Raw genomic sequence first — 14,060 nt, forward strand, 5'->3', positions numbered from 1 at the left:
TGAAAATATGAATAAAGCAATCATGTTTGTTCAAAGAAACTGTTGCGACCAGCTGGCAGAGAAGGCGGCCCCGTAAAATCCAAATGAAAGGCCTGCCCGCAGTTCTCAGGCAGGCCTCCCGGGTTTTAGATCACTGGTCGCAAACGTTACTCTGCCAATAGCGATAAAGCGCTTCCACATCGCCATTTGTCAGCGTCTGCATCGCGCCTTTCAGTTGATCGTCAGTCCAGTCCCACCATTGCATTTCCAGGAGCATACTGACGCTGTTCTCATCGAAACGCGAGCGGATGGTGCGGGCAGGGTTGCCGCCAACAATCGCATAGGGTTCAACATCACGCGTCACCAGTGCGCGCGTGCCAATAATTGCGCCATGGCCGATTTTCACACCCGGCATGATGATCGCTTCAGAGCCAATCCAGACATCATTGCCGATGACCGTATCGCCCGATGGGGCATAACCATTAGCGCTGCCTGCGAATATGTCCACTTCTGACATGAAGAAGAACGGGAAGGTGCTGATCCAGTCGTGTCGATGGCCCTGATTGCCCGCCATGATGAAGGCTGCACCTGATCCGATTGAGCAGAAGCTGCCAATGATCAGCTTGTCGGCACCTTCATCGGGCAGGAGAAAGCGGGCGCAGTCGTCGAAGCTATGGCCATGGTAATAGCCGGAATAATAGCTGTAGCGCCCGACGATGATGTTTGGATTTGTGACCTGTTTGTCGAGAGTGATGCCCTTGAATGGGCTTTCAAAGTAATTTTTCATGAGAATACTCACTGCATGAGTGCCGGTCTCAAGCGCATCCCGAAAAGTGGGAACCGGTTTTCGGAATAGGATGCGCGTGAAACGAAAGGCTCGGCATTTATCCGCCTGCAAATATGCAAACGAAAACCTCGCAAGAAACCAGAGGTTTGCTTGCGTTCATGCTCCTGGTGATTGAGTGCTCAAATCACGGGAGCGCGATGCAGGGGGTACTCGAACATTTTATCATGGTGACAAGCATAGCGCCCATCACGGCGAAAGCCAAGCAGGCAACGAATTAGTTCAGCTTCTCCAGGTTCTTTTCAAAGAAAGTTGCGATTTCAGCATTCATGCGCTGGTGAAGTGCAGTTCTCACGATGCCGGGATTATCAATGCAGAACCCGGCAACGAGCTTTGTAAGTTCTTCCGAGCATGGTGCAAGGAAGGTGAAGTGCCCGGCCTTTTCAATGACTTGCAACTGTGCCTTTGGCAGTTCAGGCGCAAGCGCCATGGCATTTTCTTGCGGCGATAATTCTCCATCCTGATCACCCACATAGATGAGTGTCGGTGCTGTGACTGACTTGAGAGTCTCGGCCCCGAAGATAACGCTCAGTGGTGCCATCAGGACATAAGCGCTGATGCGCGGGTCGGCTTGTGGTGCGAGGTCAGGGCGGTCATTTCTGATCTTACCCTCTGCCTCGCAGACGCTATGGTCATCTGGTCGTTTTGCGCAGTAAGCTTCAAATCGTGACAGGTCCGGCTTTGCCCCTGCAAGGATCAGCCCCGTCGTTCCGCCCGCCGAAAAACCGACAAAGCCGATACGGTTCTTGTCGATATGCGGCGCAAGGGCTGCATCGTCCAGCGCTGTGGAAAGGGCTGCTGAAATCTGCATCGGGCGGCCATAGGTCGAACTGACGGCACCCAATCGACTTGTGTCAGCAAAGTTGTCGCCAGCATGGGTCAGGCTGATAACGATATAGCCATTGCGCGCAAGTGATGCACCGAGATCGTGATGTCCCCACATGCTGCCCATGGTGCCATGCGACAGCAGGATGAGCGGAAACTGTCCTTCTGCCATCGGCGATTTCGGCGAAGCCGCGACGTTGTAAGGGCCCATCTTCGTGACTATTGCTTCATCGGTGCTGGGGTAAAATACAACTGCGTCCATCGGTTTGTTATCGACTGGGTCGATCACCACCAGCTTCTTGATGCCGCTGCCGGTGAATGTCTCGGCACTCGCCATGGGTGCGAAGCAAAGAATAACGGTGATCAGAGCGAACAGTCTCAACAGCATTTCAAAGCGATCCCAAAACAGGCAAGGTGCAAAAGCAACAAAGGGAGGCATGAGCCTCCCTTTGTTCGTCATATAGATCAGTGCTTACTTTTCGACGAAAGCCTTTTCGATCACGAAGTGACCGGCTTCGCTCTGGCTGCCTTCTTCAAGGCCGAGACCTTCCAGAATGACGCGCATATCCGCCAGCATTTCCGGGCTGCCACAAAGCATCATGCGGTCGTCTTGCTCGGAGAATTTCGGAAGGCCGAGATCTTCAAAAATCTTGCCGGAGGTGATGAGATCAGTGAGGCGACCCTTGTTGCGGAATTCTTCACGCGTCACGGTCGGGTAATAGATCAGCTTCTCGCGCACCATTTCGCCGAGGAATTCATCTTCCGGCAATTCCTTGGTGATCAGATCAGCATAGGCCAGTTCGTTCACTTCGCGCACGCCATGCACGAGGATGATTTTCTTATAGCGCTCATAGGCTTCCAGATCGCGGATGATCGACAGGAACGGCGCAAGGCCTGTACCGGTTGAAAGCAGCCACAGATTGTCACCCGGAATGAGATTGTCATAAAGCAACGTGCCGACCGGCTTTTTGCCGACGATCAGCTTGTCGCCTTCTTTAAGATGCTGCAGGCGCGAGGTCAGTGGACCGTCCTGCACCTTGATTGAGAAAAATTCGAGCTGTTCATCATAGACGCTGGAAGCAATCGAATAGGCGCGCAGCAACGGTTTGCCGTTCACTTCAAGGCCGATCATGATGAACTGGCCGCTCTGGAAGCGGAGGCCTTGATCGCGCGTGGTGCGGAATGAAAACAGCCTGTCGGTCCAGTGGTGAACGTCAAGAACGGTTTCCTGATAAAAATTGCTGCTCATTGTCGGAACTGTCTCTGTTTCGCTTTTCACGGTATTCGCTTCAAATGAAGCAAACGTCTTTCATCGCAATCAAGGGGATCGCGTCTGGCTGCCTTCAGGGTGGCTTCCGCGGAGGTCGTGATTTGCCGGTATGCTGCACCATGCCCGGCCGACGATTACGGAAATCGGAATAATGCTTCTATGTCCCGACATCAAGAGTTAATCAGGTTGAATGCGTCGCGCAATTAAATCGAATCCAAACGCAGTCTCAAGGAATGGTGTTCCAATCGTGAATACTTCCGAAGCATGGTATGCTCCGGAAGCGGCATTTTCGGTTTCAGCGCATGTCTCGGAAAAGTGGGAACCTGTTTTCCGATAACGACATGCGTGAAAAGGAGAAGATAGAGCGAGCATAAAGGGCTCAATTAATAGCGACCCGCTCTATTTTGAACTGCGAACCAGTGCTATCGCTGCAAAGAGCGCAATACTCGACATGGCTGCAAAACCGATAAACAGCCAGAGGGCTGCATTCGATATGCCCGCAAAGCCACCGGGGTTGCTAAGCCCCGCCAGATTGGCAATCATCCCTGCAAGCGCTGCACCCATAGCTGTGGTGAAAAGCTGTACCGTAGTCAGGGACGCCGAAGCCAGATTCTGGTCCGCAGCTTCCGCACGTTTGAAAACGCGGGTGAGCAGATGCGGCCATGTCATGCCGACGCCAAAGCCTATGATTGCCATGGCAAGGCAGATTGGCAGCAGGCTGGTCCAATGACCATCGCTGCCCGGAGGCACGAGGATAGCAAGTGTCGCCATGCCGACAACGCCCATAATGGGTGCGGCAAGGATAACCTTGTTCACACTCTTGCCTGTCACGCCGGATGAACCGATGGAGCCCAACGTCCAGCTTCCACCCATGAGTGCAGCAAGATAACCAGCAATCAACGGAGACTGGTTATGCAAAACCTGAAAGAAGAGTGGAACGAACACTTCAGAACTGGTGACCGATCCGCCCAGAAAACCCATGGTGAGATAAAGCGCACCAAGACGGCTCAGGCTGAACGTGCCTTTAGGCAGAATCCGCTTTGTCGACTTATGCTCGACCATAACAAGCAGCATAAGCACGGCAAATGCGATGACTACGCCTGCAATATTCCAGACGGCACTTGGTGAAATGCTTGCGGCTGAAATGATCAGAACAGCTGTCGTCAACAAGATCAGCTGCGGCCATGCAAGCCGATCTTTGTTTTCACTGTCGCCCGCGCGTTTTGGCAGGATGAGTGTCGCCATGAGGGCAAAAATGCCAATCACCGGCACAAGCGACCAGAAGGCGGCACGCCAGACACCGAGTTCTGCAAAGATGCCACCAATTGCCGGGCCAACCAGTGTTGCCACACCCCACATGCCGGAAACCAGCGCAATCGCGCGTGGCCAGAGCGGTTCGTCAAAGACGATTCGGATCATGGCATAGGAGAGCGCCAGCATCATACCGCCGCCAAGGCCCTGCACGACACGGCCTGCAAGCATGGCTGGCATAGAAGGCGCAAGGCCGCAGGCCAAGGTTCCTGCCGCAAAAATCACTGCTGCAACCAGGTATGCATTGCGTGGGCCTGCCTGAGACAGAAGTTTCGGGACAAGCGCTGAGCCAAGAATAGACGCTGTAACGAACAGCGCAGTGTTCCAGGCATAATAATCCATGCCGCCAATATCGGCGACCACGGTTGGCAATATGGTTGTGGCAATGAAAACATTGATGGCGTGAAGCGCTACGCCACCGACGAGCGTTAGCGAACGGATCGCATTCTTGCCCGCGAACAATTCTCCCCAGCCTGCGGTAGCCCCTGCTGTTACAGTGGCGGCTGGATTTTCGGTCTGCATTTCTTTCCCTGGTCCTATCCCGCATTTCAGAGGCGGGTTAATGCCCGCTGTCCGCACGCGTTGGCGACCTTATAAAATGCTTTTTCAAACTTCGGAATGGGGCGTGAAGTAAAACAACGCCAATAAAAATCAAAAGGGGTTCAATTTAAGATGAAAAGCCCTATATGAAGCACAGAATTCAAAATCCGCCGCTGCGTTGGAGAAATTTTTCTCAAAACGTCTGTGGCGGATTTGTGTTTCTGTCACAAGGTTCCTATAAGCCTCTCCAAAGCGGCTTTTATAGTGCATCCCGAAAAGTGTGAAACGGTTTTCGGATAAGATGCGCACCAGAGCAAATAACGTGCCCGCCAGCCAGCTGGACAGGCCATCTCCCCTAACTGACGACCCGGAACGACCATGATCCAGACGCCTTATTATCTGATCGACAAGACCAAGTTGAAGCGCAACATGGAAAAAGTTGCCTATGTGCGTGAGAAGTCCGGCGCAAAGGCGCTGCTGGCGCTCAAGTGCTTTGCTACATGGTCGGTGTTTGATCTGATGAGCGAATATATGGATGGTACGACGTCGTCCTCGCTCAATGAGGTGCGTCTTGGCCATGAGCGATTTGGCGGCGAAACCCATGCCTATAGCGTGGCCTATGCCGATCATGAGATCGACGAAGTCATTAGCCATGCTGACAAGATCATCTTCAATTCGATTGGCCAGCTCGAACGCTTCGCTGATAAGGCTGCGCATATCAAGCGCGGCCTGCGTCTTAATCCGGGCATTTCGTCTTCAAGCTTTGACCTCGCCGATCCGGCGCGTCCCTTCAGCCGTCTTGGCGAATGGGATGTGGCGAAGGTCGAAAAGGTCATGGACCGCGTCACCGGCTTCATGATCCATAACAATTGCGAAAATTCCGATTTCGGTCTTTTCGACAAGATGCTGACCGACATCGAAGAAAAGTTCGGCTCGCTCTTGCATCGCGTTGAATGGGTTAGCCTTGGCGGCGGTATCCACTTCACCGGCGACGATTATCCGGTCGATGAATTCTGCGCACGCCTGAAAGCGTTCTCGGAAAAGTTCGGCGTACAGGTTTATCTGGAGCCGGGCGAAGCCTCGATCACCAAGACCACGACGCTGGAAGTGACGGTTCTCGATACGCTTTATAATGGCAAGAACCTCGCAATCGTCGATAGCTCGATTGAAGCTCATATGCTCGACCTGCTCATTTATCGTGAAAAGGCGAAAATGGCGCCAAATAACGGCGAGCACAGCTACATGATCTGTGGCAAGTCCTGCCTTGCTGGCGATATTTTCGGCGAGTTCACTTTCGATAAGCCGATTGCCATTGGCGACCGCCTCTCATTTGAAGATGCGGCCGGTTATACCATGGTCAAAAAGAACTGGTTTAATGGCGTGAAAATGCCAGCCATTGCCGTGCGCGAACTTGATGGCACGGTCAAATTAGTCCGCGAATTTGATTATGCGGATTTTGAAGGGTCGCTTTCTTAAAGATCCTTTTGCGGTCCTCAGACTGCGAAAAACTCATGTGTTCCGGGTGAGAAGGCAATCGGGACGGTTAACAGATGGCGGGTAACCGCTGGAAGAGGAAGCATCGACAGAAAATGAAGAAGAACGTTCTCATTATCGGCGCCGGGGGCGTGGCACAGGTTGTTGCACATAAATGTGCTCAAAACTCTGACATATTGGGCGATATCCATATTGCGTCCCGCACGGTTGAGAAATGCCGCAAGATTATCGATAGCGTGCATGAAAAGAAGAGCCTCAAGACTGAGGTGAAACTGGAAGCGCATGCTTTGGACGCGCTGGATATTGAAGCCACCAAGGCTTTGATCCAGAAAACGGGCGTTCAGATCGTCATCAATGTCGGCTCGGCCTTCCTCAATATGTCGGTCCTTCGCGCCTGTATCGATACGGGCGTGGCTTACATGGACACGGCGATCCATGAAGATCCGAAGAAGATCTGCGAGACCCCACCGTGGTATGGCAATTACGAATGGAAGAACTTGCAGGAATGCGAAGAGAAAGGCATCACCGCCATTCTCGGCATCGGCTTTGATCCGGGCGTGGTCAATGCCTATGCACGTCTGGCTGCTGACGACTATCTCGATGAAGTCAAATCCATCGACATCGTTGACATCAATGCCGGTTCGCATGGCCGCTGGTTCTCGACCAACTTCGACCCTGAAATCAACTTCCGCGAATTCACCGGCACAGTCTATTCATGGCAAGGCGGTCAGTGGCAGTCGAACAAGATGTTCGAAGTTGGCCAGACATTCGATCTGCCTGTCGTCGGCCCAAGCAAGGCCTATATGACTGGCCATGATGAAGTGCACTCGCTGTCCAAGAACTACCCGAACGCCGATGTGCGTTTCTGGATGGGCTTTGGCGATCACTATATCAACGTCTTCACGGTGTTGAACAATCTCGGCCTTCTGTCCGAACAGCCGGTCAAGACCGCTGAAGGTCTGGAAGTCGTGCCGCTCAAGGTAGTCAAGGCCGTTCTGCCAGATCCATCGTCACTGGCACCGGATTACACCGGCAAGACTTGCATTGGCGATTTCGTCAAGGGCACCAAGGACGGCAAAGAGAAGGAAGTCTTCATTTATAACGTTGCCGACCACAAGGAAGCCTATAACGAAGTGGGTAGCCAAGGCATTTCCTACACGGCTGGCGTTCCGCCGGTCGCAGCCGCAATCCTGATCGCTTCGGGCGAATGGGATGTGAAGAAGATGGTCAATGTGGAAGAGCTTAATCCAAAGCCTTTCCTCCACATCCTGAACCAGATCGGCCTGCCATCGCGCATTAAGGATGAAGACGGCGACCGCGCACTCGACTTCGCGTAAGCCTGAACATAACAATAAAAGAAAACCCCGCTTTAGCGGGGTTTTTTGTTTGTCGGACAAGTGGTGCAAGGTGATTGAGGTTTTCGTCTTGTCAACGCGTAATTATCAGTCGACTCGGGGCCATGTGTCAGAAAGCCGATATCCACCCGGAAACGGATCGCTTGGATCAAGCATAAGCTGCGAAGTCCCCGTCACCCAAGCACGACCCGAAATGATCGGGCTGATGGCGGCCTTGCCAGCAAGCTCCAGAGCCTTATCAAGTCGACAATGGAATTCCGTTCCAAGTACAGATTTGCCGATAAATCTTTCACCGACTTTCATCTGGCCCTTGGCGTGCAATACGGCCATGCGCGCTGAACAGCCAGTGCCAGTTGGCGAACGGTCGAGCTTGGCCGGGCGGATCGCCACGGTGTTGACGCCGGTGAGTACGTCGCCATCGCGTGTCACTGGTTCAGTGATCTGGCAGAATGAAATGTGGTTCCAGTCTTTCTCAGGATGGCGGAAACCGAGTTGTTCATTGGCGGCTTTGGTGATCTTCACGCCGATCTCGGCCAGTTCACGCGCCTGACCCGGCTCGATCTTCATGCCTATATGCGTCGCATCGACAATGACGAAACTGTCGCCGCCATAAGCAGTATCGACGGTAATTGTGCCAAGCCCTTCAACTTCCAATGAAGCATCCAGACGATCTGCAAAGGACGGCACGTTGCGGACACTGATGCGCTCGGCCTTGCCGTTGCGACATTCCGCCTCCACTTCAATGATTCCGCCGGGCGCTTCCAGCACCATGCGGGTTATCGGTTCCTGCATCGGGATGATGCCGTTATCCAGCAGAACAGTGGAGACGCAGATCGAGTTGGAACCCGACATTGGCGGGGTATCAGCGGGTTCCATGATGATGAACCCCATCTGCGCGCGCGGATCTTTGGGCGGGACCAGCAGATTGATATGGCGAAACACGCCGCCACGCGGCTCGTTCAACACGAAGTTGCGCAAGGCCTCGTCGCTGGCAATGAAACGCGACTGCTCCCACACGGTATCGCCAGGAGGAGGAGCCACGCCACCGACAATAACATCACCGACTTCACCTTCTGCATGACAACCAACAATGTGGATGACTTTGGTACTACGCATGGCTTTCCTCGCAAATTCGCATCGCCACTATTGGTAAATCACGCGGCGTCGCGGTCAACTGAAATGCGGACGGAAAAGTGCCATTTTGCGACATGTTGGGAATCGATTTCCACGCATGTCAGCAGTTGAGAATTTACTTCTCGAGATGTGTTGCTTCTTTGTGCAAGTCTGATATCCATTGTGCTCCAATTTTGTGCAAATCGATGCGCAGCCCGCTTGGCTCCGGATCAATTTCTGGAACATACACAACGTTCCCAATAGAAATTGAACAATCCGAAAAGTTGGGGCGAAGTCGCTTTTAGCGATGAACGCTCTTAGTCGGCATGGGGCGATCGATATTCGTATCACGATGCTAAATTCCTCAGATTGACATGGTCTCTGACGTCATGGCGCGTGTTCTGGCTATGGATTGTCTGGCGGATTGACGGCCCCGGACAGTTCGGGGAGTAACTTGTGACCAATACAGTTGATGCGGGCTTTCGCGAGCCACAATTGAACAGCGTGCAGCGCTGGACCCTGGAAATGTCGACAGCCCTTAAACTGGGCTGGCCGCTGATTCTAACCAATCTTTCGCAAGCGGCATTGACGGCAACTGATGTGATTTTCATCGGGCGACTGGGCAAGGATACGCTTGCCTCGGCGCTGCTTGCGACCAGTTTTTATCATACGCTGATGATCTTCTCGATGGGCCTTGTCTCGGCTGTCATGCCGATGATTGCCATCGCGCTCGGCAAGAATCGGCATTCGGTGCGCGATGTTCGCCGTACCGTGCGTCAGGGCATGTGGTCAGCGATCATCATCTCGGTCCCAATCTGGATTGTGCTCTGGCATTGCGAGGAGATTTTCCTCTTCCTCGGTCAGCAGCCGGATATTGCGGCACGCTCAACGGATTTCATGCACACGCTGCAATGGGCGCTGTTGCCATATCTCTTCTACATAGTGCTGCGCTCTTTCTTTGCGGCGATGGAAAAGCCGATGTGGACGCTATTGATTGCGGCTGCTGCCATCGGGTTCAACGCGCTGGCGGGCTGGACATTGATTTTCGGCCATTTTGGCTTCCCGCGTATGGAACTGCATGGTGCGGGTATCGCCACCACGCTGTCGAGCATCATGATGTTCCTTGGCATGGCCATTATCACCGTGCGCCATCACCGTTTCCGCCGCTATCGCTTGTTCGGTCGCTTTTGGCGTCCGGATTGGCCACGCCTGATTGAGCTATGGCGCATCGGTTTTCCGATGGCGCTGACCTTCGTATTTGAAACCTCGATCTTTTACGCAGCCGTCGTCATGATGGGCTATATCGGGCCGACAGCCATGGCAGCCCATGCGGTTGCCATTCAGGTGGCATCGCTCAGCTTCATGGTGCCGCTTGGATTTGGTCAGGTAGCAACCGTGCGTGTTGGTCGTGCTTATGGTCGTGGTGATCCGCAGGCCGTGGCCTATGCAGGTTGGAGCGCCTATGCGCTTGGCGTCGGCTTTATGGCGATCATGGGCCTGCTGATGATTCTCATCCCGCGCCTGTTTATCGGCGTATTTCTCAACCTTAAGGACCCGGAAAACTTCGCCGTTATCGAACTCGCGGTCACGTTCCTGGCGCTTGCTGCACTGTTTCAGATTGTCGATGGCGCGCAAGCGGTTGCAGCGGGCATGTTGCGTGGTCTGCGTGACACGCGTGTTCCGATGTATCTGGCGCTGGTCGGATATTGGGGTGTGGGCCTGCCGTTGGGCGCGCTGCTGGCATTCCAGTTCAAGCTTGGCGGTGCGGGTGTCTGGCTTGGTCTGGCAGCAGGGCTTGCTATTGTTTCGGTGCTGATGACCATGCGCTGGCGTCGATCGCTCAAGCGCATAGGTGCAGTTTAAGGACTGAACCTTAGCCTATTATATTATTCCTTAAACTTGAATCAGTTTAGGGTAAAATTATGATGTAAATATAACGTGTTAGAGCACCCCGCGCCCAAAAGGACGCACGGTGCTCTAGTGCGCATCAAGGGTGCAAAAAAACCGTACGGTGGAAGCCGTACGGCGTGATCTTTGATGCTGCGGATATCGTTATGTATCCGCTAAAATCAAATGCCCCCTATTATTTCGTAAGTGCAATAATACGGTCGAGCGCTGCACCATAGCCTTTCAATGAAATTTTGAAAGCGACAGCCTGGCTTGGGCTGAGTGCAGTCGCGCTGACGTTCAAATTTGTACCAGCCTTGAGCGAGGCGACCTGCTTGGCATCAAAACTAACTGGCGCCAGACAGCCCTGCGGCAAGCACGTTGAAAAAGTCAAATGCGGGCCATCAACTTCGTCGATCTTGAGAGTGGAACCTTTTGCGAGGTCAAGGCCAAATGGCATCAGAATGACACCTTCGACTTTGCCGCCGTTCATATTGCGCAACTCGACCGTCAGGACGCGCTGACCGGTCTGCGTACTGCTTTGATCCTGGCGGACGGCGCAAACTGTGTTGTCTTTTGCAGACTGACAGGAAACTGTCCAATCCTCATAGGTTTCCTGCAAAGTGCTGGCCCCACCAGGGAGAGGTGCAGCAATAGCGGGAAGGCTCGAGATTACGGCAAAGCCTATTGTGAGACCGATTTGGCGATAGATTTTCATAAATAGATTCTCTGTTAATGGGCATTTTTTAAAAGGTTTTAACTCGAAATCAAACCTTTCCAATGCCAGTGTACATGAGGTTAATTCTTTTACAATAGAAATATATTTGCAGAATAATAAATATAAGTAAATTATGAAATATGAATTATCTAAAAACATTAATTAATATATACTGGTGAATACTTAATTCATCGGGAGTGATGGTTTTTTATGAATACGGTGTGAGCATCAATGTAATTGGTGAATCTCAATATTTTAAAATCAATGCCATTAATTTATAGGCAACGATTCGTATGTAGCAACATATAGGGTGTACTATTTTTGATAAAAATTGCTATATTTCAATGTAATTCTAAATAGTGTTTAAATTAACACACAATATTCGATAATTTTGAAATTGTAAAAGTTGCAATTGAGATTGTTGAGTTTTCTATTCTATCAGTCATTTGCATTAATTAACTTAGATTTGCTGGAGGCATTTTCAAAATGACTATTAAGGGACTTCTTCTCGGGTCAGTGGCAACTATCGCGGTGGGAACTGCTGCTGCGAATGCAGCTGATGCCGTTGTGGCTCCCGAGCCAGAACACGTAGAATATGTACGCGTATGCGATGCTTATGGAGCAGGCTACTTCTACATCCCGGGAACTGAGACTTGCCTGCGCGTATCTGGTTATGTCCGCTATGATCTGACCGGCGGTGATGATGTTTACGGTCGCGGATTTACAGATCGTGACGGTGCTGCGATTGGTGGCAAAGACTACGAGCGTAAGACCTGGGATAATAAAGCCCGCTTCACGCTGCGCCTTTCGACTGCTTCTGAAACCGAGCTGGGAACTCTCAAGACCTATGCTGAAACGCGATATGATTGGGGCAATGGTACGCCCGGTACGTCCGGTGAACTGCGTTACGGCTATATCGAGCTTGGTGGTCTCCGCGTAGGTCTCGACGAATCTGCATTCGTCACCTTTCCGGGCTATCTCGGCAATGTCATCAACGACGACGTCATCCTTGCAGGTGGCTATCGCACAGGTTTGATCAGCTACACATTCAATGCTGGTAACGGCTTCTCGGCAATTCTGTCGCTTGAACAGGGCAACAACGTCGATACCGATGGCAAGTATGGTTACAACGGCGCCATCAAGGATTATACGCCTCATGTCGTTGGCGGCCTGAAGTATGAGCAGGGTTGGGGTAAGATTGCTGCAGTCGCAGCTTATGACGCCCGCAATGAAGAATGGGCTGGCAAGGTTCGCGCTGATTTAAACATCACCGATCAGTTCTCGATCTGGGCTATGGGCGGATATAAGTCCAACAAGGACCAGTACATGAACGTAACAGATGGTTCGGGCAATGTTCTCGGACAGGTTCGTGCGATCAGCAGCTTCTACGGCACTTGGGGTGGTGATTGGGCCGTTTGGGGCGGTGCATCCTTCAAGGCAACCGAACAGGCAACCCTCAATGCGCAGGCTGCATATGATGGCAGCAGCACATTTGCAGCAACCGCAAATGTCGCCTACGAGCTGGTTCCTGGCTTTACTGTTACGCCAGAAGTTTCCTACACCAAGTGGCAGGACGACAAGTCTTACCTAAAAGGCAAGGATGCTTGGCAGGGTATGGTTCGCTTCCAGCGGTCGTTCTAATACAAAGTATTGCCGCCACATATTGTGGCGGCAATACTTATTTTTGAATTAACACATTAATACTTATCTGTTTTCATATATCTATGAAAAAATACATGTGATTTTGAATTTAATATTCGATCAAATACATCACGAGATGCCATTGGATAGCGTAGAAGGACTGCGCAATTTTAAATTCTGATCTCCAGTCGGAAAATGGCTGCGGCGGGCTTGACGATCATGTTAGGCCCGCCACTTTTATTTGCGCTATTATCGCGACAGCTTCATATGACGATTGACGTCCTTGTAAAGCAAGTAGCGGAATTTGCCTGGTCCGCCAGCATAACAAGCCTGCGGGCAGAAGGCGCGCAGCCACATGAAATCGCCCGCTTCCACTTCCACCCAGTCCTGATTGAGGCGATAGACAGCCTTGCCTTCCAGCACATAAAGCCCGTGTTCCATCACATGGGTTTCGGCAAAGGGAATGACGCCGCCCGGCTCGAAGGTCACGACTGTCACATGCATATCGTGACGCAGATCGTTTGGATCGACAAAGCGCGTCGTGGCCCATGCGCCATTGGTGTCGGGCATCGGCGTCGGTGCAATGTTCTTCTCATTAAGGAAAAGCGGCTCCGGTACGTCAAGACCGTCGACCTTTTCATAAGCCTTGCGCACCCAATGGAAGCGCGCGACGGCGCTTGAATTGTTGCGAAGCGTCCAGCTGCTTTTTGGCGGCAGGTAGGCATAGCCGCCTTCTGTCAGTACATGGTCTTTGCCTGAAAGCGTGACGGTGATTTCGCCTTCGACAACGAACAACACACCCTGTGCGCCGTCATCAAGCTCTGCGCGGTCGCTGCCACCGCCGGGCTGCACTTCCATAATATATTGAGAGAAAGTCTCGGCAAAACCCGATAGTGGGCGAGCGATGATCCATAGCCGTGTTTTGTCCCAGAAGGGCAGGAAGCTTGTGACGATATCGCTGAATGTGCCTTTTGGAATAACCGCATAGGCTTCGGTGAACATCGCGCGATCAGTCAGAATTTGCGTCTGTGGCGGCAGGCCACCGGTCGGTGCGTAATAATTACGGCTCATTGTTGCCTCTGA

11 protein-coding genes are annotated in these 14,060 nt (G+C 52.2%); 4 read left to right on the top strand and 7 right to left on the bottom strand.

Annotation, left to right across the window (positions count from 1 at the left end; all coding sequences use genetic code 11):
• Positions 1–130: 130 nt before the first annotated feature.
• The 4 genes from catB to QSJ70_RS15325 all read right to left on the bottom strand — a co-directional run bounded on the left by catB (position 131) and on the right by QSJ70_RS15325 (position 4,751).
• Positions 131–766: a type B chloramphenicol O-acetyltransferase gene (catB, locus tag QSJ70_RS15310; RefSeq protein WP_285537583.1), complete on the bottom strand. Its 636-nt coding sequence runs from the start codon at positions 764–766 to the stop codon at positions 131–133.
• Positions 767–1,040: 274 nt separating this feature from the next.
• Positions 1,041–2,087: an alpha/beta hydrolase family protein gene (locus QSJ70_RS15315; protein ID WP_285537585.1), complete on the bottom strand. Its 1,047-nt coding sequence runs from the start codon at positions 2,085–2,087 to the stop codon at positions 1,041–1,043.
• Between the two features lie 33 nt (positions 2,088–2,120).
• Positions 2,121–2,897, bottom strand: a complete 777-nt coding sequence (locus tag QSJ70_RS15320; RefSeq protein WP_064320183.1) for a ferredoxin--NADP reductase — start codon at positions 2,895–2,897, stop codon at positions 2,121–2,123.
• Positions 2,898–3,317: 420 nt separating this feature from the next.
• Positions 3,318–4,751, bottom strand: coding sequence for an MFS transporter (locus QSJ70_RS15325; protein WP_285537588.1), 1,434 nt, complete (start codon positions 4,749–4,751; stop codon positions 3,318–3,320).
• 396 nt (positions 4,752–5,147) lie between these two features.
• On the opposite strand from QSJ70_RS15325, the gene nspC reads away from it, so the two are divergent.
• Complete coding sequence (nspC, locus tag QSJ70_RS15330) at positions 5,148–6,245, top strand: carboxynorspermidine decarboxylase (protein WP_285537591.1); 1,098 nt, start codon at positions 5,148–5,150, stop codon at positions 6,243–6,245.
• A 113-nt stretch (positions 6,246–6,358) separates the two neighbouring features.
• Positions 6,359–7,600, top strand: a complete 1,242-nt coding sequence (locus tag QSJ70_RS15335) for a saccharopine dehydrogenase family protein (RefSeq protein ID WP_007873548.1) — start codon at positions 6,359–6,361, stop codon at positions 7,598–7,600.
• Positions 7,601–7,705: 105 nt separating this feature from the next.
• Here QSJ70_RS15335 and QSJ70_RS15340 read toward each other — a convergent pair whose 3' ends face one another.
• Positions 7,706–8,734 carry a trans-3-hydroxy-L-proline dehydratase gene (locus QSJ70_RS15340; protein ID WP_285537594.1) on the bottom strand — a complete coding sequence of 343 codons (1,029 nt, stop codon included), beginning with the start codon at positions 8,732–8,734 and terminating at the stop codon, positions 7,706–7,708.
• Between the two features lie 453 nt (positions 8,735–9,187).
• On the opposite strand from QSJ70_RS15340, the gene QSJ70_RS15345 reads away from it, so the two are divergent.
• On the top strand, positions 9,188–10,594 hold the full coding sequence (locus tag QSJ70_RS15345; protein ID WP_285537596.1) for an MATE family efflux transporter: 1,407 nt from the start codon (positions 9,188–9,190) through the stop codon (positions 10,592–10,594).
• A gap of 220 nt (positions 10,595–10,814) precedes the next feature.
• Here the strand turns inward: QSJ70_RS15345 and QSJ70_RS15350 are convergent, their stop codons facing one another.
• On the bottom strand, positions 10,815–11,336 hold the full coding sequence (locus QSJ70_RS15350) for an invasion associated locus B family protein (protein WP_231193766.1): 522 nt from the start codon (positions 11,334–11,336) through the stop codon (positions 10,815–10,817).
• A 486-nt stretch (positions 11,337–11,822) separates the two neighbouring features.
• Here QSJ70_RS15350 and QSJ70_RS15355 point away from each other — a divergent pair, with 486 nt between their 5' ends.
• Entirely contained in the window at positions 11,823–12,977 is a 1,155-nt protein-coding gene (locus QSJ70_RS15355; RefSeq protein ID WP_112814885.1) for a porin, read from the top strand.
• 249 nt (positions 12,978–13,226) lie between these two features.
• On the opposite strand, the gene QSJ70_RS15360 is transcribed toward QSJ70_RS15355, so the two are convergent.
• Positions 13,227–14,048 (bottom strand): bifunctional allantoicase/(S)-ureidoglycine aminohydrolase, encoded by an 822-nt coding sequence (locus QSJ70_RS15360; RefSeq protein ID WP_285537601.1) that lies wholly within the window; start codon positions 14,046–14,048, stop codon positions 13,227–13,229.
• Positions 14,049–14,060 lie beyond the last annotated feature (12 nt).

The organism is Brucella sp. NBRC 12950 (genome assembly GCF_030268145.1).
Lineage (GTDB): Bacteria > Pseudomonadota > Alphaproteobacteria > Rhizobiales > Rhizobiaceae > Brucella.